General features: G+C 70.7%; 15 protein-coding genes. 4 read left to right on the forward strand and 11 right to left on the reverse strand.

Going from position 1 to position 18,929, the window contains the following annotated elements:
* Window positions 1-160: 160 nt before the first annotated feature.
* Genes BJF83_RS29935 through nrdR form a run of 3 tightly spaced genes read right to left on the reverse strand, consistent with a single transcriptional unit; the run spans window position 161 to window position 4,681 of the window.
* Window positions 161-391 (reverse strand): hypothetical protein, encoded by a 231-nt coding sequence (locus BJF83_RS29935; RefSeq protein ID WP_262391796.1) that lies wholly within the window; start codon window positions 389-391, stop codon window positions 161-163.
* The gene (locus tag BJF83_RS23130; RefSeq protein WP_262391797.1) at window positions 330-4,172 is read right to left on the reverse strand and encodes an LAGLIDADG family homing endonuclease; all 3,843 of its coding nucleotides are present in this window, start codon (window positions 4,170-4,172) and stop codon (window positions 330-332) included. Before BJF83_RS23130 ends, BJF83_RS29935 begins: the two co-directional genes overlap by 62 nt.
* 35 nt (window positions 4,173-4,207) lie before the next feature.
* Window positions 4,208-4,681, reverse strand: coding sequence for a transcriptional regulator NrdR (gene nrdR, locus BJF83_RS23135; RefSeq protein WP_075927967.1), 474 nt, complete (start codon window positions 4,679-4,681; stop codon window positions 4,208-4,210).
* A gap of 647 nt (window positions 4,682-5,328) precedes the next feature.
* Between nrdR and lexA the strand changes: the two genes are divergently transcribed.
* The gene (lexA, locus tag BJF83_RS23140) at window positions 5,329-6,045 is read left to right on the forward strand and encodes a transcriptional repressor LexA (RefSeq protein ID WP_075927968.1); all 717 of its coding nucleotides are present in this window, start codon (window positions 5,329-5,331) and stop codon (window positions 6,043-6,045) included.
* A gap of 204 nt (window positions 6,046-6,249) precedes the next feature.
* Window positions 6,250-7,323: a S9 family peptidase gene (locus BJF83_RS23145; protein ID WP_075927969.1), complete on the forward strand. Its 1,074-nt coding sequence runs from the start codon at window positions 6,250-6,252 to the stop codon at window positions 7,321-7,323.
* Window positions 7,324-7,326: 3 nt separating this feature from the next.
* Here the strand turns inward: BJF83_RS23145 and BJF83_RS23150 are convergent, their stop codons facing one another.
* The 3 genes from BJF83_RS23150 to leuS form a co-directional block, all read right to left on the reverse strand.
* A complete protein-coding gene (locus tag BJF83_RS23150) occupies window positions 7,327-7,962 on the reverse strand; it encodes a hypothetical protein (protein WP_075927970.1) in 636 nt (211 codons plus the stop codon).
* Window positions 7,959-8,537, reverse strand: coding sequence for a hypothetical protein (locus BJF83_RS23155; protein WP_262391798.1), 579 nt, complete (start codon window positions 8,535-8,537; stop codon window positions 7,959-7,961). The genes BJF83_RS23150 and BJF83_RS23155 overlap by 4 nt, the downstream gene beginning before the upstream one ends.
* Before the next feature lie 125 nt (window positions 8,538-8,662).
* The gene (leuS, locus tag BJF83_RS23160; protein ID WP_075927971.1) at window positions 8,663-11,158 is read right to left on the reverse strand and encodes a leucine--tRNA ligase; all 2,496 of its coding nucleotides are present in this window, start codon (window positions 11,156-11,158) and stop codon (window positions 8,663-8,665) included.
* A 356-nt stretch (window positions 11,159-11,514) separates the two neighbouring features.
* Between leuS and BJF83_RS23165 the strand changes: the two genes are divergently transcribed.
* On the forward strand, window positions 11,515-13,071 hold the full coding sequence (locus tag BJF83_RS23165; protein WP_075927972.1) for a long-chain fatty acid--CoA ligase: 1,557 nt from the start codon (window positions 11,515-11,517) through the stop codon (window positions 13,069-13,071).
* 67 nt (window positions 13,072-13,138) lie between these two features.
* Here BJF83_RS23165 and BJF83_RS23170 read toward each other — a convergent pair whose 3' ends face one another.
* On the reverse strand, window positions 13,139-13,879 hold the full coding sequence (locus tag BJF83_RS23170; RefSeq protein ID WP_262391807.1) for a carbohydrate ABC transporter permease: 741 nt from the start codon (window positions 13,877-13,879) through the stop codon (window positions 13,139-13,141).
* Between the two features lie 256 nt (window positions 13,880-14,135).
* Between BJF83_RS23170 and BJF83_RS23175 the strand changes: the two genes are divergently transcribed.
* Window positions 14,136-14,423 carry a hypothetical protein gene (locus BJF83_RS23175; RefSeq protein WP_075927974.1) on the forward strand — a complete coding sequence of 96 codons (288 nt, stop codon included), beginning with the start codon at window positions 14,136-14,138 and terminating at the stop codon, window positions 14,421-14,423.
* 41 nt (window positions 14,424-14,464) lie between these two features.
* Here the strand turns inward: BJF83_RS23175 and BJF83_RS23180 are convergent, their stop codons facing one another.
* From BJF83_RS23180 to BJF83_RS23195, 4 genes are all read right to left on the reverse strand, one after another.
* Window positions 14,465-15,343 (reverse strand): carbohydrate ABC transporter permease, encoded by an 879-nt coding sequence (locus BJF83_RS23180; RefSeq protein ID WP_075928025.1) that lies wholly within the window; start codon window positions 15,341-15,343, stop codon window positions 14,465-14,467.
* A gap of 137 nt (window positions 15,344-15,480) precedes the next feature.
* Complete coding sequence (locus BJF83_RS23185) at window positions 15,481-16,764, reverse strand: sugar ABC transporter substrate-binding protein (RefSeq protein WP_075927975.1); 1,284 nt, start codon at window positions 16,762-16,764, stop codon at window positions 15,481-15,483.
* Window positions 16,765-16,907: 143 nt separating this feature from the next.
* Window positions 16,908-17,396 carry a hypothetical protein gene (locus tag BJF83_RS23190; RefSeq protein ID WP_075927976.1) on the reverse strand — a complete coding sequence of 163 codons (489 nt, stop codon included), beginning with the start codon at window positions 17,394-17,396 and terminating at the stop codon, window positions 16,908-16,910.
* Between the two features lie 124 nt (window positions 17,397-17,520).
* Window positions 17,521-18,891 (reverse strand): cyclopropane-fatty-acyl-phospholipid synthase family protein, encoded by a 1,371-nt coding sequence (locus BJF83_RS23195; protein ID WP_075927977.1) that lies wholly within the window; start codon window positions 18,889-18,891, stop codon window positions 17,521-17,523.
* Window positions 18,892-18,929 lie beyond the last annotated feature (38 nt).

Raw genomic sequence — 18,929 nt, forward strand, 5'->3', positions numbered from 1 at the left:
CTCTGTCGAGGACCAGTGTGCCCCCGTGGCCACTTTCCTGTCGGCCACGCCGCCTCCACCATCGCCTCGGGGCTGGGGGCGTCCTTGATCTCCGTGAGCACACCGGAAGCCGGTGGCCGCGCCAGTTCGCCATCCCGGTCACTCGGCGCTCCTCCCGATATCAGCTGCACCCGCTGGTGGCGCCGCACCCCTCACAGGCGTAGCAGCTGCCCGACGGCCGCATCTTGGTGCCGCAGGTCATGCACAGCGGCGCGTCCGCGACGAAGCCCTGCCGCAGCTCCAACAGTTCCGTGCTGGAGTGCGGCTCCCTCGGCGGGGCCTCCTCCCGCTCAGCGCCGGGGCTCTCGGCCTCGGCGTCCCGGGTGGGGGCCGACTGGGCGTAGGACTCCACCTCGGCCGCGACCTGGGTCGGATCCCCGTCCGCGACCCGTGCCGCACGCTCGTCCGACGAGAGCACACCCAGCGCGGCGCGTTCGTCGTAGGACAGGTGGTCCAGGGCCAGACGCCGGAAGATGTAGTCCACCACCGACTGCGCCATGGGGACGTCGGGGTCGTCGGTCATGCCCGCCGGTTCGAAACGCATGTTCGTGAACTTCTGCGCGTAGGTCTCCAACGGGACGCCGTACTGGAGGGCGATGGAGACCGCGATGGAGAACGCGTCCATCACCCCGGCCAGGGTGGAGCCCTGCTTGCCGAGCTTCAGGAACACCTCGCCCAGGCCGCCGTCCGGATAGGAACCGGCGGTGATGTAGCCCTCGGCGCCGCCCACCGCGAACGACATGGTCTCGCTCGGGCGCTTCTTGGGCAGGCGACGGCGGACCGGGCGGGCCGCCTCCGCGGAGCGCGGGGCCGCGGAGCGCCCCTCTCCCCGCCTCTGCGCCGCCGGCCGACAGCGGTTGGCCGACCTTGCAGTTGTCGCGGTACACGGCGAGTGCCTTCAGACCCATCCGCCAGCCCTCGAAGTAGAGGTGCTCGAAGTCGGCGACGGTGGCCTCCTCCGGGACGTTGACCGTCTTGGAGATCGCCCCGGACAGGAAGGGCTGCACCGCGGCCATCATGCGCAGGTGACCCATCGGCTGAATGTGGCGGCGGCCCATCGCGCAGTCGAACACCTCCAGGTGCTCGGGGCGCAGTCCGGGAGCGTCCTCCACGTGTCCGTGCTCGGCGACGTACTCGACGATCGCCTCGATCTGCTCGGCCCGGTAGCCGAGGGTGCGCAGGGCGCGCGGGACGGCCCGGTTGACGATCTGCATGGAGCCGCCGCCGACGAGCTTCTTGAATTTGACCAGCGAGAAGTCCGGCTCGATCCCGGTGGTGTCGCAGTCGAGCATGAAGCCGATGGTGCCGGTCGGTGCGAGCAGGCTCGCCTGCGCGTTGCGCCACCCGTGGCGTTCGCCGAGGCGCAGGCACTCGGCCCACTCGCGGGTGGCCGCCTCGTGGACGGGCTCCTCCAAAGCCCCGACGGCGCGCAGGTCGTCGTTGGCGGCGACGTGCTTGCGCATGACGCGGCGGTGCGCACGGCTGTCGCGCGCGTACCCCTCGTACGGACCGACCACGGCGGCCAGTTCGGCGCCGCGGCGGTAGGCGGCGGCCGTCATCAGGGAGGTGACCGCGGCGGCGACGGCGCGTCCGCCGTCGGAGTCGTAGGCGTGGCCGGTTGCCATCAGCAGGGCGCCGAGGTTGGCGTAGCCGATGCCGAGCTGGCGGTGGGCGCGGGTGGTCCGCGCGATCGTGTCGGTGGGGAAGTCGGCGAACGTGACGGAGATGTCCATCGCCGTGACGACCAACTCGGTGAGCCGGACCAGGGACTCCACGTCGAAGGAGTCGTCCTCCCGCAGGAACTTCAGCAGGTTGATCGAGGCCAGGTTGCACGAGGAGTCGTCCAGGGACATGTACTCCGAGCAGTTGGCCACGACGGTGGTTCCCACCACGTACGAGTGGTTGCGGGGTTCGGTGAGGTTGTACGTGGTTTCGAACCCCTGGGACTCCCGGCCGACCAGGCGGACCGAGGTGTCGGCCGCGTGTACGCGAGCGCGGCCCAGCGCGGCGCGGAGTTCGTCTTGCCTGATCCCGAGGGAGGAGCCGACCAGGGTGGAGAACTCCCGCAGGAACCGGCCGGTGATCCGGAGAGCGTGCGCGGGCCCGTCACCGCCGGAGGCGAGCCTTCCGTCCTCGCGCGTCTGGGGAGGGGAGTCCGGTCCGACCCGGGACCTCGTGTGGAGGCTGCTGGCGATGCCGAAGGAGCCGAGAAGCTCCTGGGCATCGCGCAGGAGACGCTCGGAACGGCTGGTCAGCTCCACGTGGCGCGTCCCGTCGGACTGCTCGGCCACTCGGCCGCCCGCGTCGAACAAGCCCCGGAGGAACGCGAGGACCGCCTCCTGCGGCCCCTCGAAGAGCGCTTGGGGAACGACCCCGCCCGCCGCCTCCGTCCCCAACCCGAGTGCGCGGACGAACTCCACCAGCGCCGGACTCGCGACCCTCAACCGTCGCGTCCCCTTCGGCCGGACGCTGGACGCGCCCGGCAACCCCGTGAGGCGCTCGACCAGCGCACGGTGGCACGGGAGGACGTCCGCCCGCTCCTCAGCGCTGCCGTAGACGGTCACGACCGAGCGCTCCCCGACCGAGCCGCCCCCCGCGAGCCATCCCAGGTAGTGGGCGAGGTCCGGGTCCTCGTCCCATGTGTCCGGGAGGTTCAGCGCACGGACTCCGGGCCTGGCCGCGGCCGCGCGGGCGGTTTCCGACGCCGCCCAGGGAATCCGTGGGGCGGGGTTGGAGCGTGGGGCGTACCGGAGCGAGCGCACGATCCGGTCGTCCTCGGTGAGGTCCTCCGCGGCCACCCATCCCCGGTCCGTCGTCCACACTCGGTGGCCAGGGGTGCAGCGCAGGATCGAACCGTCCGAGAAGCGCAGGGCGAGGATCTCGTTGGTCCCGGTGACCATGTACCGGACGGGCGCCGAGGCCACCACCGCGTCCCGTGGGTCCTCACCGGACGTGACGTCGTTGGTGTAGACGCCGAACGTCTCGCCTCGGGCGGCGCGTTCGACGAGTGCGCCGATCGGGATCTGCCCCCGGTCGGTGAGCACGCGCTGATCAGCTGGGAAACAGGGATTGCTGGCGCTGACACGCCCGCCCCCGGGGTTGGTGTGCCAGTCCTGGATGGTGCCGTCGTACTGGATTCCGGGGTCGGCGCACTCCCACGCGGCCCTGGCCATCCGGTGGAACAGGTCCTTGGCGTCGACGGTGGCGATGACCTCGCCGGTGGTGCGGGAGGTCAGTCCGAACTCGGATCCGGTCTCCACCGCGCGCATGAAGGCGTCGCAGACCCGCACCGAGTTGTTGGCGTTCTGGTACTGGACGCTGAACGTGTCCGCGCCGCCGAGGTCGACGTCGAATCCCGCGTCGCGCAGGGCGCGGACCTTGTGCTCCTCGCGCGCCTTGGTCTCGGTGAACTCCTCGATGTCGGGGTGGTCGACGTCCAGGACGACCATCTTGGCCGCCCGGCGGGTGGCGCCGCCGGACTTGATGGTTCCCGCGGAGGCGTCGGCGCCGCGCATGAAGGACACGGGCCCCGAGGCCATGCCGCCGGACGAGAGCGGTTCCCGGCTGGAGCGGATCCGCGACAGGTTCACACCCGCTCCGGAGCCGCCCTTGAAGATGATCCCCTCCTCCTTGTACCAGTCGAGGATTGACTCCATGGTGTCGTCGACGGACAGGATGAAGCACGCGCTGACCTGCTGGGCCGAGGTGGTTCCGACGTTGAACCAGACCGGGGAGTTGAAGCTGAAGAGCTGGTGGACCAGGGCGTACTTGAGTTCGTGGTCGAAGACCTCGGCGTCGGCGTCGTCCCTGAAGTAGCCGTGGGCGCGGCCGGTGGCGGTGTAGACGCCGACGACGCGGTCGACGAGCTGCTTGAGGCTCCACTCGCGCTCGGGGGTCCCCGGGGCGCCGCGGAAGTACTTGCTCGCCACGATCTGCGTGGCGTTCATCGACCAGGGGGCGGGGAACTCCACACCGCGCTGCTCGAAGTTGACCGTCCCGTCACGCCAGTTGGTCATGACGACGTCGCGACGCTCCCAATCGAGGGTGTCGTAGGGGTGGACGCCGGGCGTGGTGTGGACGCGCCCGATCCGGAGCCCCTCGTGTCCGGCCTTGCCGCCGGTGTTCTCCGTCATGACGGCATCTCCCCCGAGAATGCGCCTGGAGGGTGTCACCCGGTGGTCGAGCCCGTGTCGGCCTGGTGGTCCTGACGCAGGCTCGCGATCTCGGCCTCGAAGTCCGCGAGACTCTCGAACCCGCGGTAGACGCTGGCGAAGTGCAGGTAGGCGACTTCGTCCAGTTCGCGCATGGGGCCGAGGATGGCCAGCCCGATCTCGTGCGCGGGGACCTCGGCCAGACCCCGGCTGCGGATCTCCTCCTCGACGCGCTGTCCGAGCTTGGCGAGCGCGTCCTCGGAGACCGGGCGGCCCTGACAGGCCCTGCGCACTCCGGCGATGACCTTGGTTCGGCTGAACGGTTCGGTGACCCCCGAACGCTTGGCGACCATCAACAGGACGGTCTCCTGCGTGGTGAACCTGCGCTCGCACACGGGGCAGGACCTGCGGCGTCTGATGGCCGCGCCGTCGTCGGTGGACCTGCTGTCGATCACCCGGGTGTCCGGGTGGCGGCAGAACGGACAATGCATCCCTGTTCACCTGCTTCCTCGCGACGACCCGTACGTCCACTTAACCACAAGTCCTGGACTTTCGCTTCTCTGCCACTCCCAGATGTTGTGGTTGAACCTCGACCGCCACCCGACGTCCCGCAACCAGCCCGGAGTGTGCCCCGCCCACGGGGCCGCGGGCACGGACGGAGCGGCCCCGCCAGTGCTCACGAGGGGATGGAGAGGGTCGGCGGACAGTCCGCGGAAGGGGCACGGGTCCGCCCGAAATCCGGTTGCCAGGATACCGCCGAACGGCCCCCCAACACCGCGCCCGGAGGTTCGCGAAACCGTCGACAACCGCGTGCGCAGGGAGTTCGCGACGCGGACGGCCCCGGGGAGACGAGACCCACACCGACACCGGCGGCATCGTGTTCGCGTATTCCGGGGACAGCGACGGGAGTACACGTGTACACGTAAGTGGAGGCCGGTAATTGACCGCGAAAACACCCGGCAATTATCCACAGCCTCGAACGCTTGTTTGATATCACCGTCTGCAACGACTAATGTTGACGTTGATTTCACTCCGGTTTCGTCGGCACGTGGACCCACGGGTCCGCGCTGGCGCGGACCGGAGCCAGGCAGTCACCCAAGCAGGCCCCGACCGAACCGAACGCCGAGGAGGCCCGGCCGTGCCGGAGGAGAATCCCGGAAGCACCACCGTCCTCTCGCCCGTGGGCGACACGGGCGGGCCGAAGCCCGACGCCCCCAAACTCACGGCGCGTCAGCAGAGCGTGCTGAACTGTATCCAGCGGTACGTACGGGAGCGCGGTTTCCCGCCCTCGATAAGGGAAATCGGTGACGCGGTCGGACTGTCCAGTCCCTCCAGCGTGGCGCATCAGCTCAAGGTGCTCCAGCGCAAGGGGTACCTGCACCGTGACCAGAACCGCCCGCGGGCGGTCGAGCTGCGCACGCCCGGCCGTGCCTCCGGCGTCAAGGCGGACCCGGCGGAGCCGAGCGCGGACGCCTCGCGAGCGGCCGCCGTGCCGTTGGTCGGCCGGATCGCCGCGGGCGGACCGATCCTCGCCGAGGAGTCCGTCGAGGACGTGCTGTCCCTGCCGCGTCAGCTGGTCGGAGAGGGTCGGCTGTTCATGCTCACCGTGGTCGGTGACTCGATGACCGACGCGGCCATCACCGACGGCGACATGGTGGTCGTCCGGCAGCAGCCGGAGGCCAACAACGGCGACATCGTGGCCGCCCTGCTCGACGACGAGGCCACCGTCAAGGTGCTGCGCCGCGAGGACGACGGCCACGTGTGGCTCATGCCGCGCAACGACGCCTACGAGCCCATCAACGGCGACGACGCCACCATCCTGGGCAAAGTCGTCGCCGTCATGCGCCGGGTCTGAAGGGCGCGGGCCGGCCCGCGCCGTCCGGGAGGGCGCCAGGCTCCCGGACCGGGCCGCCAGGCCGTGTGCCGCGCACCCGTCCCTGCTGCGCGACGCCCCGGCACGGCTCTCGCCGCGTTCTCATCAGTCGAAAGGACCCCGACCTCGCTCCCTCTTCGGCCTCACGACGGGCGGCATCCGCGGCACACACCGTAGGCTGAGGTCATGTCCACACCCGCCTCCTCTCCCGCGACCGGTCGTCGGCGCGCGCTCGCGGCCATCGGCGCGACCACAGGTCTCCTGCTCGCCACAGCCTGCTCAGGCGAGACCGCCTCGGTCCCCCCGCCCGGGGTCAGCGGCTCCGAACGGGACCTGTCCTTCGCCGTGGACGGGACGGAGGTGTTCGCGACCTTCACGTCCCCCACCAACGCCACGGGCACCGTTCCCGCCGCCCTCATCGTCTCCGGCAGCGGGCCCACCGACCGGGACGGCAACACGCAGACCCGACCCGACGCGGGCACCAATCTGAACCTCGCCCGGGTGCTCGCCGACACCGGGGTGGCCTCACTGCGCTACGACAAGATCGGCAGCGGCCAGACCGGTCTGGGCGACCTGGATCCGGAGGCGTCGATCGACCCCGAGGTCCACGACCGCCAACTCATCGCCGCCTACGAGGAACTCCTCGCCCAGCCCGGCGTCGATCCCGACCGCACGGTCGTCGTCGGACACAGCGAGGGCGCGTTGTTCGCCCTCCGAGCGCATGACCTCCTGGACACGTCGCCCGCCCTGGTTCTCGCCGCCCCGCCCGGCACCCACTACCTCGACCTCGTCGACCGCCAGCTCACCGAGCAGATCCGCGTGGGCGAGGCCCGAGGCCACATCGGTACGACCGACGGTGTCACCGTGCTCTCCGACGCGCGGGCCGGGCGGGCCGCGCTGCGCGGCGGGCGGGAACTGCCCGACGACCTGTCGCCGCTGCTGGAGACCGTCTACTCCGAGCAGAACGCGGCCTTCCTCAGGTGGATCGACACCTTCGACCCCGTCGAGCTGGCCGCGGACCTTCCCGACGGCACCCCCGTACTGGTGCTGTGGGGCGAGGAGGACGTCCAGATCCCCCGCTCGGACGTGGACCGGCTCATGACCGGCTTCGCCGACGCCGAACGCCTCGACGTCCCCGACGCCGACCACGTGTTCCGCGAGTTCCGGGACCGGCCGGGCACCGCCGCTCTGGATGCCGACCGTCCCTTCGCCCCCGAGGTCGCTCCGGCCCTGGAGGAGTTCCTGGACCAGGCCTGGTGAGGATCAGGAGGGCAGGTCCGCAAGCACGGCCCTCGCGAGTTCCTCGGCCGTCTCCAGTCCGCGCTCCGGCTCGGCCGCGCGGGTGACGGCGTAATCCGCCGCCGCCCCGTAGCAGGTCTCCACGTACAGGTTGGACACGCGCGCGCCCACACAGGCGAACGGGAAGTCCGTTTCGTCCGTCCACGAGAACGCCTCGTCGCCGATGCCCTCGACGCGGTCGGCGCCCTGGTTCGCGGTCGTGTTCCGCAGGTTGCCGGCGGCCGTCTGGATCCCGCCGGGGTTGGGCGCGGCCACCATGACCAGGGTCACGAAGGACGGAACCACGTCGCCCGGCCCCTCGGGGGTGGACCACCGGCACTGCCATCCGGTGCCGAACGAGTCCTGTTGGCTCCCCACCGGCTGTTCCAGCTCCAGGGTGTGGGCGGGCACCAGCTCGCCGAGCACGTCGGTCTCCCCGGCCGCGCACGCGGGCGCGGCGTCGAAGTCACCCGACTCCAGGGTGTCCCGGTTGACGACGAACCACACGCCGCCAGCAACAACCAGGACGACGACCAGTGCCAACGCCACCACGCCGACCACCGCGCAGCCCCGGCTCCGGGGTTGGGCCGAGGGGACCGCCAGGGGGGTTTCGGGGTTCACACGGCCTCCACGAGTCGCTCGGCGACGCGCACCGCCGTCTCGCGCGCGTCCTCCCACTCCACCGGGTCGCCTCCGGAGACGCCGGAGTAGGCCACCCGAACCAACAGATTGTCGGCCTGGAAGGCCAGGCCAGCGGTGCCCGGCGCGCGTTCCGCCCACACGTGCGCCGCGACGTGCGCCCCGAGCACGACCTCGTCGCCGCCGCGTGGGACGACCGCGGCCAGCGCGCCCTCGGTGTGTTGGACGCCTGAGACCGGCTCTTCGCCCGACGTGTCGGTGAACAGCGCGGAGAACTCCACCCGCAGCGTACCGGGGGCTTCGGCGCGGCCCAGCGAGGTCCACGCGCACACGGTGGTGTGGCCGCCCGGCCGCGGGCCGGACTCGGCGGACTCGACCACCGCGTCGGTCAACGCCTCGGCCACGGCGCTCTCGGGAACCACAGCGCAGTCGGGCGCCGAGGCGTGGACGTCGTCCTCCCCGGGAACGTCGGGGTCGCCGCCCGCCAGGACCAGCCCACCGCCGATCGCCGCCGCGGCGAGCACTGCCGCGCCGCCCGCCATGACGGCGCCGCGCACCAGCGCACCACCCGCCCTACCCGATGGGGACACCCGCCCACCGCCTCCCTGTCGGTCGTCGCTCACGTCGGCGCCTCACGCGGAGGCGGCGGCCGCCGAACGCGACCGCCGCCTCCGCCGCCGGATCAGCCGACGACGATGTTCACCAGTTTCGGCGCGCGCACGATCACCTTGCGAATCTGCTTGTCGCCGATGAATCCCTGGGCCTTCTCCGAGGCCAGCGCCAGCTGTTCCAGCTCCGCCGGGTCGATGTCGGGCGCCACGGACAGCTTGTCGCGGACCTTGCTCTGCACCTGCACCACGCAGGTCACGGACTCCTGGACCAGCAGGTCCGGGTCGGCCTCGGGCCAGTTGCCCACCGCCACGCTGCCGGTGTGCCCCAGCCGCTCCCAGCCCTCTTCGGCCACGTACGGCGCGAACAGCGACAGGGCTACGGCCACGAACTCGGCCGCCTCGCGTACGGCCGGGTCGGCGGCGCCGGGGCCGGAGTCGATCGCCCGGCGCGCGGCCGTGACCAGTTCCATGGTGCGCGCGATGGCCACGTTGAATCTGCGGGCCTCGACCAAAGCGGTGATCTGATCGATGCTGCGGTGGGTGATCCGGCGCAGCCCGGCATCCCCGGCTGCGGCGTCGGTCCCCGGCGCGCTGGCCGCGCCGGCCTCGCTCATCACCCGGAACGCGCGGTTGAGGAACTTCTGCGCGGCGGTGCAGGAGACGTCCGCCCAGTCGACGTCCTCCTCGGGCGGGCTGGCGAAGAGCATGGTCAGGCGGACGGCGTCGACGCCGTAGGCTTCGATCTCCTTGCCCAGGTCCACCCCGTTGCCCAGGGACTTGGACATCGCCCGGCCCTCGTTGATGACCTGGCCCTGGTTGGTCAGGCGGCGGAACGGCTCGGTGAAGGAGAGCATGCCCAGGTCGTGCAGGACCTTGGTGAAGAAGCGCGCGTACAGCAGGTGCAGGGTCGCGTGCTCCTTGCCGCCGATGTAGTGGTCCACGGGGCCCCACGTGTTGACCGCCTCGGAGTCGAACGGCGCGGTGTCCAGGTGCGGGGAGCAGTAGCGCAGGAAGTACCAGGACGAGTCGACGAACGTGTCCATGGTGTCGGTGTCGCGCTTGGCGGGGCCGCCGCAGGCCGGGCAGTCCACCTCGACCCAGTCGGTGGCGGCGGCCAGCGGCGACACGCCCTGCGGCGCCAGCTCGGCGCCCTTGAGCTCGGGCAGGGCGACCGGCAGCTGGTCGTCGCGGACCGGCACCTCACCGCAGGTGGGGCAGTGGATGATCGGGATCGGCGTGCCCCAGTACCGCTGGCGGGACAGCAGCCAGTCGCGCAGACGGAAGTTGACGGCGGCGTCGCCCGTGCCGCGCTCGGCCAGCACCTCGATGATGCGGTCGATCGCGTCGGTCTTGGTCAGACCGTCGAGCGGCCCGGACTCGCGCAGGGTGCCCTCGCCCGCGGTGGCCACGCCGGTCTCGGCCGGGTCGGGATCACCGGTCTCCACCACCACCTTGACGGGCAGGTCGAAAGCCAGGGCGAAGTCGAGGTCGCGCTGGTCGTGCGCGGGCACGGCCATGATCGCTCCGTGGCCGTAGTCGGCCAGCACGTAGTCGGCGGCCCAGACCGGCATGCGCTGTCCGTTGACCGGGTTGACCGCGTACCGGCCCAGGAACACACCGGTCTTGGGCCGCTCGGTGGCCTGGCGCTCGATGTCGGACAGCTTGGCGACCTCGGCGCGGTAGGCGTCGAAGGCCGCGCGCTGCTCGGGCGCGCACAGTTCCTCGGCCAGGTCGGCGTCGGCGGCCACCACGAAGAAGGTGGCCCCGTACAGGGTGTCCGGCCGCGTGGTGAACACGGTGACCGGCGAGTCGCGGCCCTCGATGGCGAAGTGGACGTCCGCGCCGACGGAGCGGCCGATCCAGTTGCGCTGCATGGCCAGGATCTCGTCCGGCCAGCGGCCGTCGTCGAGTTGGTCCATGTCGTCCAGCAGGCGCTGGGCGTAGTCGGTGATCCTGAAGTACCACTGGTTCAGGCCGCGGCGGACGACGTCGGCGCCGCACCGCTCGCACCGGCCCTGGACGACCTGCTCGTTGGCCAGCACGGTCTGGTCCTGCGGGCACCAGTTGACCTGGCCGTCCTTGCGGTAGGCCAGCCCGCGCTCGAAGAACCGCAGGAACAACCACTGGTTCCACTTGTAGTACTCGGGGTCGCTGGTGTGCAGGCGGCGCGACCAGTCGACGGCGATGCCGTACCGGCGGAAGGAGGCGGCCTGGGTCTCGATGTTGGCGTAGGTCCACTCGGCGGGGTGGGAGTCGTTCCTGATCGCCGCGTTCTCGGCGGGCAGCCCGAAGGAGTCCCAGCCGATGGGGTGCAGGACGTTGTCGCCGCGCTGGAAGCGGTAGCGGCCGATGACGTCGCCGATGGCGTAGGCCTCGGCGTGGCCCATGTGCAGGTCGCCGGAGGGGTAGGCGAACATGTCGACCACGTAGCTGCGCGGCCGGGTGTCGCCGGGGTCCTCGCTGCCCTGGAACGGAAGCTCAGCGGCCCAGCGCGCCTGCCACTTGTCCTGGAGGGCGCGGGCGTCGTAGGTGTCGCCCGTCTTCTGGTCGCCGTCTACCGCTGTCATCGCTGCAAGTTCCTTAGCCGGTCTCTCACGTCGGTCGCACGCGCGCGCCGGGATCGGGCCCGGCGTCCCCGCGTGCAGTTCCCAGGTTAGCGGTACCCGCCCTCGGCCGCGGACCCGTTCGGCCACCCTGTGGACGGCTCCCGGTCACGGCGGCGACGCGGTTCCTGCGCCGTCCGCGCGCCGGCGCCGGAACGCCGCGGGCGAATCCGCGGCACGCGTTCCAAACACCGTTAGGTTTCGATCCAGCTCAGATCTCCACACCGACCAGCTGGTTTGTTACGCTGCCGTCACGTGACGCGCACCACGAGACCCAGACCACACCTGGGTCCGTCACTCACACGTAGCGGGAGGCCCCAATGCTCAACCTGTCCGTGCTTCTGGAGGACGGCGCCCGATCGGTACCCGACAAGGAATGCCTGGTCTTCGGCGATCTGCGCCTCAACTACGCCCTGACCGACATGATCGCCAACCAGGTCGCCAACCTCCTGGTGGCCCGGGGTGTCCGACCAGGCGACCGGGTCGCGCTCGCCAGCCCCAACCTTCCCTACTTCCCGTTCGTCTACTTCGGCGCTCTCAAGGCCGGAGCCGTCGTCGTTCCCCTCAACGTGCTCCTCACCCCGCGCGAGATCGCCTATCACCTGGAGGACTCCGGCGCCACGGCGCTCTTCGCCTTCACCGGCACCCCCGAGCTCCCTCTCGGCGAGCGCGCCTTCGAGGCCTTCCAGCAGGTCGACACCTGCGAGACCTACATCGACCTACCCGCCGCCGCCGGTGCCACCGAGTCCGCCATCGACGGCGCCGAGACCCTGTGGAAGGCACTCGACGGCCAGCCCGGCACGTTCGAGACCGTGCAGGCCAACGCCGACGACACCGCCGTCATCATCTACACCAGCGGCACCACGGGTCGGCCCAAGGGCGCCGAACTGTCCCACCACAACCTGATGACGAACGCGATCGTCGCCGCCGAGCTGTTCAACCCCCATCCCGACGGCCGCGACGTCGCCCTCACCGTCCTGCCGCTCTTCCACATCTTCGGCCAGACGGTGGTGCTCAACGCCTCCCTGTACCGGCACGGGACCCTGGTCCTCATGCCGCGCTTCGACGCGGACGAGGCGCTCAAGCTCATGGACAAGGAGGGCGTCACCGGATTCGCCGGGGTGCCCACCATGTACTGGGGCCTGCTCAACGCGGTCCAGTCCGCCGAGCCCGGCACCTACGACCTGGAGAAGATCGCCGGCGAGATCGTCGACGCCTGCTCCGGCGGCTCCTCCCTGCCCGGCCAGCTCGCCGAGGACTTCGCCAAGACCTTCGGCGTGGAGATCAAGGAGGGCTACGGCCTGTCCGAGACCTCCCCCGTCGTCTCCTTCAACAACCCCCGGGTCCGGGCCAAGACCGGTTCGATCGGCCTGCCCGTGTGGGGCGTGGAGATGAAGCTGATCGACCCCGACTGGAACGACGCCGAGGACGTGGGCGAGATCGCCGTGCGCGGCCACTGCGTGATGAAGGGCTACCACAACCGCCCCGAGGCCAACGCCGAGGTCATCCGGAACGGCTGGTTCCGCACCGGTGACATCGCCCGCCGCGACGAGGACGGCTTCTACTTCATCATCGACCGGTCCAAGGACATGATCATCCGCGGCGGCTACAACGTCTACCCGCGGGAGATCGAAGAGGTCCTGATGACCCACCCCGAGGTCAGCCTGGCCGCCGTCGTGGGCGTGCCCCACGAGACCCACGGCGAGGAGGCCAAGGCGTTCGTGATCCGCGGGGCCGACTCCACCCTCACCGAGCAGGAGTTGGTCGACTGGGCCAAGGAGCGCCTCGCCGCGTACAAGTACCCCCGCCAGGTCGAGTTCCGCACCGAACTGCCGATGACCGCCACCGGCAAGATCCTCAAGCGCGAACTCACGTGACCCGCGGCCGCCCCTCCGCCGCCCGGCTCCCGGGGGCGGAGGGGCGGCGCGCCGTCCCTGCTGTGCCTCACCCCTTCACGGCCCCCTGGACCAGCCCGGCGACCAGCCAGCGCTGGACGAGGACGAAGAAAACCATCACCGGGACCGTGATGATCGTGGACGCGGCCATGACGTGCCCCCACTCGTTGGCGTACTGGCCGAAGAACTGACGCAGGCCCACCGCCACCGTGTACTTGTCGCTCTGCTGCATGAAGGTCAGGGCCAGCACGAACTCGTTCCAGGCCACGATGAAGGAGAAGACGGCCGTGGCCACCAGACCCGGGGCGACCAGGGGGAAGAGCACCGACCAGAACATGCGCGGCCAGGAGGCGCCGTCGATGTAGGCGGCCTCCTCGACCTCACGCGGGACCGCCGCCACGAAACCGCGCATCATCCACACCGCCAACGGGAGCGAGAGCGCCACGTACACCACGCCCAGCCCCAGCACGGTGTTGAGCATCCGCAGGTCACGCACCTGGAGGAACAACGGGATGACCAGGGCCTCCAACGGCACCATCTGCACCACGAGGATGAGTACCAGCACCGTGGTCCGGAAGCGGAACCGGAACCGCGCGACCGCCACCGAGGCCAGCAGCGCCAGCAGGCACGCCCCCACCACGGTGATGCCCGCGACCGCCAGGGAGTTGCGCAGGTACACGGAGAACCGGCCCTCGGTCATCACGTACGCGAAGTTGTCGAACGTGAGATCGGTGGGCAGCAGCACGCCGGTCCCGGAGGTGCTCCGATCGGAGAACGCGCTGACCAGCATGAAGTACACGGGGAACAGGGTGAAGGCCAGCAGGACCGCCACCCCGGCGGACCTGGCCGCGCGCCGCGCGGCCGTGCTCGTGTGCAACGAAGCTCCTCTCACCGGCACCCGTCGCCGGGCCCGGTCCGATGATGGGCCGGGGAAGGGGGACGGCTAGAATCCTGCTCTGTTCGTGCGGGGGCGCTCGTACCGCCCCGATGACGGTTGAGGGGTGATGGCCGTGTCGACGTGGTCGTCGGAAACGGTGGCGTGAGCCGTGAACAAGTCCGCCGGCCCCTCCCCCACCGAGGTGGTCATCAGCTGGATTCCGCACGACGCGCGCTTCCGTGACCGCGCCGTGCGCCACGCGCTCTCCGACCTGACCGGCCAGCGTCTGTTCGTGTACGTCAACAACCTCGTGACTCGGAGCCACGACGACGGCCGCCCGCTGGGCGAATACGACCTGCGCACGATGGACGCCGTCCTGGAGGACCTGGACCACCGGCCCCTGGCCGCCGTGGACTGGCGGCGGGTCCGCGAGAAACTCATCCAGGCACTCGGCTGACGGGGCGTGCCCGCAACGCCCCCGAGGCGCCGGCCCGCCCGTCATCGCAACTCGTCCTCCCGGAACAGGGCGCGCAGGTACAGCACCGTGACCGCCAGCAGGAGCAGGGTGAGCAGGACCGCGACGGCCGATCCCGTCCCGAAGTCGTTGTGGCCGAAGGAGCGCACGTACGCCCACACGCCGAGATTGAGCATCTCCGAGCCGCCGACGTCCCCGCCGGGCATGAGGTAGATCTGCGCGAACACCTTGAAGTCCCAGATCGTGGACAGGACGGTCACCACGGCGAACACCGGACGCAGCACGGGGAAGGTGACGTGCCAGAACCGCCGCCAGGCGCCCGCTCCGTCGATCATCGCCGCCTCGTGCAGGTCCCGCGGGACGGTCATCAGCCCGGCCAGCACCGTGACCGCGACGAACGGGAACCCGCTGTGCACCACGTTGAGGGTGACGACGCCGTAGAAGAACAGGCGGTCGGCGAACCAGTTGTACCCGTCCGGGCCCAGGAGTCCGAGGGACGTCAACGACTGGGCGACGATGCCGTCGTCGACGTCGAAGATCCAGATCCACACGTACGTGCCGCTCACTGCGGGCATCGCCCAGGCCACCATGACGCACGAGACGACGATGACGCGCGTGAGCGGCCGCAGGGTGGACAGCAGCAACGCCACGAGCGTGCCCAGGACCACCGTCGCGACCACCGCGACCAGGGCGAAGCCCACCGTGTTGGGCAGCACGACGCGCCACAGGTACGGATCGCCCAGCAGTGCCGCGTAGTTGGCCAGGCCGACGGACTCCGAGGTGCCGGTGACCAGGTTGCGCAGATGGAAGTCCCGGAAGGACAGCCACACGACGCGCCCCAGGGGGAAGAGCAGGAGCAGCCCGATGACCGTCAGGGCGGGGGCCAACAGCGCCCACGGCAGGAGCGCCCGCCGGGCGCCCCCCGTGAGGAGCGGTGCCCGGCGGCGCCTTCGCGGCCGTGCCCGCGCCGGGACCGCCGAGCGGCCGACCCGCTCGGGCCGCCGCCGCGCCTCACTGAGTCCGACCGGTGTGCCCACGTTCAGTCCCCGTTGAGGATGCGTTCGACCTCGTCGGCCGCGTGCTCGGTGGCCTCCTCCACCGTGGCGTCGCCGTTGAGGACGTCCTGCTGCATGGCGACGATGACCTTCGCGGCCTCCACCCGCCCCCAGGCCGGGGTGACGGGGGTGCCGCGGCTGGCCGCCTCCAGCTGGACCGCGAACGGCCGGACCAGCGGGTTCTCGGATTCGGCGAACGTGCGCACCGCGGCCGCGCGCCCCGGGAAGAACCCGGTCTCCTCCGACCAGCGGATGGAGAACTCGTCTCCGGTCAGGTGCGCGACGTACTCCCAGGCGGTCTCCTCCTGCCCCGTCCCCGCGAACACGGACAACAGGGAACCGCCCGCGAAGGAGTCGGTGTACCCACCCTCCCTGCCCGGGATGGGAAAGGCTCCCAGGCGGCCCTCCAGGTCGGGGTTGGACTCCAGGATCGCCTTGGGGGTGGCGCTGCCGGAGATCGCCATGACGGCGCGCTCCTCGGCCAGGGCCTCCATGACGTCGATCTCGTTCCAGTTCACCGCTCCCGTGGTGGACACTCCGTCCTCCAGGGCGAGGCCGGTGAAGAAGGACATTCCGGCGCGGCCGCCCTCGCTGTCGATGTCGGACACCCACGTGCCGTCGGGTCGCTGCGCCGCGAGCTCACCGCCGCCGCCCCAGATCCACGGCATGACCGAGTACTGGGCGTCCCCCGGGACGGGGAAGGCGGTCATGTCCTCCTCGGCCTCGGAGAGCGCGACGGCGGTCTCGCGCAGCTCGGCCCAGTCCTGCGGGACCTCCTGGCCGTGCTCCTCGAACAGGTCGGAGCGGTAGACGATGGAGCGGATGGCCGCGTACCAGGGCACTCCGTAGATCCGGTCGTCGATCTGGCCCATGCGCAGCATGCTCTGGGTGTACAGGTAGGGGTCGTCGATGTGGGTCGACAGGTCGTACAGGGCGCCGGAGTCGGCGAACTCGGGGATGAAGGTGGTGCCGAGTTCGACCACGTCGGGCACCGTGTCTCCGGCGATGGCCGTGGAGATCTTGTTCTGGGCGTCGCTCCACGGCACGAACTCGACCTCGACCTCGACGCCCGTCCGCTCCGTGAACGCGCTGTTGGCCGCGTCGAAGTAGGCGGTCTCGTCGGGGTTGGTGCCCTCCATGATCCAGACGACCAGGGGGTCGGCCACGGGACCGTCGCCCGCGACCGCGCCGCAGGCGGTCGCGGTGAGGGCCAGGGCCAGGGCAGCGGTGGGGAGGTGAACGTGAGTGTGGGTCCGTCTGCGTGCCATCGGCGCGCCTCCCGTTCCATTCGAGGGCCCCCAGGGGGATGGTAGGAAACCTACGTAAGGAAGCCCCCGATGTGAAGTAAACAACGCGTCCTTGTGGCCGAGTCGTGAGCAGACGGTGGCCCGACGGGTAGACCCGGTCTCCGTCAGTCCTCGGCGAGCCCGGTCACCTGGCGAAGCGTGGAGACCAGTTCGGGCCGCCGGTACACGGCCAGTCCGATGGCGGCGCTGAACGCGGCGAGCATGTGCACGAAGACCATGGGATCGCCCTGGGAGATCCGCTCGGCGGCCTCCTCCTCACCGACGGAGTGCGCCTCCCAGGTGGTGCTGACGGCGAACTCCAGTTCGGGCGGGAGCATCTCGGCGACCGTGCGGGCGACGGCCTCGCGCGAGTCGGCGGGCTTCCACACCACACCGGTCTGCTGTACGCGGCGGCTCAGGAAGGCGGCGATGACCTTGAGCTCGGACAGGACGTCGTCGACGTCGTCGGCCGCCCCGGGGACCGCCTCCTCCAGCTCGTCCCGGTTGCGGTCGGCGTAGGCGCCCACGAGCGCGATCGCGGTGTGCTTGACGTGGTCGGGAAGGTCGGGCGCGGGCGACTCGTCGCTCTGGGGCGCGTTCTCTTCTGAGGACACTGGCTGGTCCCTTCACGGTGCGTGGGGCCGGTGTGACGGCTTCCATCATGCCGTCACCGGACCAGCCGCGGGCGCCTGACGGGCCGGTGTCCCCTCCCGGCGAACAGGAGGGGACGTCCATCGGTCAGAACTCGGGACGCAGCGGCATGTGCGCGTCGGCGCCGTCCAGTCGGACACCGAGCACCTGGTGCAGCTGGACGACGTTGCGCTCGAAGCCGAGCACGCATCCGGCCATGTACAGACGCCAGACGCGGGCTGTGCCCTCACCGACCAGCGCGACGGCCTCGGCCCAGTTCCGATCCAGGTTGGCCCCCCAGTGGCGGAGGGTGAGCGCGTAGTGCTCGCGCAGGTTCTCCTGGTGGCGGATCTCGAACCCCGCGTCGTTCATCGCGGTCTGGATGACGCCCGGCCCCTCCAGTTCGCCGTCGGGGAACACGTACCGGTTGATGACACCCTTGGGGTCCAGGGCCTTGAGGTCGTTGCGCGGCCGGGTGATGCAGTGGTTGAGCAGCCTGCCGCCGGGGACGAGTTTGGCGTGCAGCGACGCGAAGTAGGCGTCCAGGTTGCGCGCGCCGACGTGCTCGGTCAGGCCGATCGAGCTGACCCGGTCGAAGCTGGCGTCGGGCACGTCCCGGTAGTCCATGTGCCGGACCTCGGCCAGCTCGGACAGGCCCTCCTGGGCGATCCGCTTGGCCGCCCAGTCGGCCTGCTCCTTGGACAGGGTGACCCCCAGCGCCTTGACGCCGTGCTCACGGGCGGCGTGCATGACCATGCCGCCCCAGCCGCAGCCGACGTCGAGCAGGCGCATGCCCCGCTCCAGTCCGAGCTTGCGGGACACCAGCTCGTACTTGCGGAATTGGGCGCTCTCCAGAGCGCCGTCGAAGCGGCCCACCCGCCGCCCTCCACCACCCTCGACGGAGGGCCTTCGGCCCGTGCCGTCCTCTCCTGCGGACGCCTCCGACGCGGTCACCCCTACCCGGTCGAGCGCGCCGTCCTCCTCGTCGAAGACGGCGCAGGTGTAGGTCATGGACGGGCCCAACACCAGTTCGTAGAAGTCGTTGGACACGTCGTAGTGGTGGTGGATGACCTCGGCGTCACGGCTCTTGGAGTGCCGCCAGCCCAGGCCCGCGAGTCTGCTCCGGCTCATCTCCTGCGGCGGTGGCGCCACGCGGTTGACGAACTTGACCCAGCCGACCGACCGGACGATGGCGGCGAGGTCGCCGAACGACAGGTTGACCCCCTTGGCGAGGGCGAAGTCGGACATCCTCCGCAGGAGCGTGTACATGTCGCCCTGGACGTCCAGATGACCGGAGACGTAGGCGCGGGTGAGGCCGACCGCGTTCGGCGACTGGGCCAGGTAGTTGACCGCGACCGGCGTGCGCACGTGAAGGGCGACGTCGGAGTCGGGAGCTCCCGCGGAGCTGCCGTCGTAGGCGGTGAAACGGATGGGCGCGTCGGGACCGACGACCCGCTCGAAGATCTCGGCAAGCCGCATGTTCTCGTCCTCCCTCTCCCGGACGCGACCAGGGGCCG

Origin of the sequence: Nocardiopsis sp. CNR-923, assembly GCF_001942255.1 — a bacterium.
GTDB lineage: Bacteria > Actinomycetota > Actinomycetes > Streptosporangiales > Streptosporangiaceae > Nocardiopsis.

Coding starts and splice junctions, on each gene's coding strand:
- BJF83_RS23130 (WP_262391797.1), bottom strand. CDS start 4,172: ATGACGGAGAACACCGGCGGCAAGGCCGGACACGAGGGGCTCCGGATC.
- nrdR (WP_075927967.1), bottom strand. CDS start 4,681: ATGCATTGTCCGTTCTGCCGCCACCCGGACACCCGGGTGATCGACAGC.
- BJF83_RS23145 (WP_075927969.1), top strand. CDS start 6,250: ATGTCCACACCCGCCTCCTCTCCCGCGACCGGTCGTCGGCGCGCGCTC.
- leuS (WP_075927971.1), bottom strand. CDS start 11,158: ATGACAGCGGTAGACGGCGACCAGAAGACGGGCGACACCTACGACGCC.
- BJF83_RS23165 (WP_075927972.1), top strand. CDS start 11,515: ATGCTCAACCTGTCCGTGCTTCTGGAGGACGGCGCCCGATCGGTACCC.
- BJF83_RS23170 (WP_262391807.1), bottom strand. CDS start 13,879: ATGCTGGTCAGCGCGTTCTCCGATCGGAGCACCTCCGGGACCGGCGTG.
- BJF83_RS23185 (WP_075927975.1), bottom strand. CDS start 16,764: ATGGCACGCAGACGGACCCACACTCACGTTCACCTCCCCACCGCTGCC.
- BJF83_RS23195 (WP_075927977.1), bottom strand. CDS start 18,891: ATGCGGCTTGCCGAGATCTTCGAGCGGGTCGTCGGTCCCGACGCGCCC.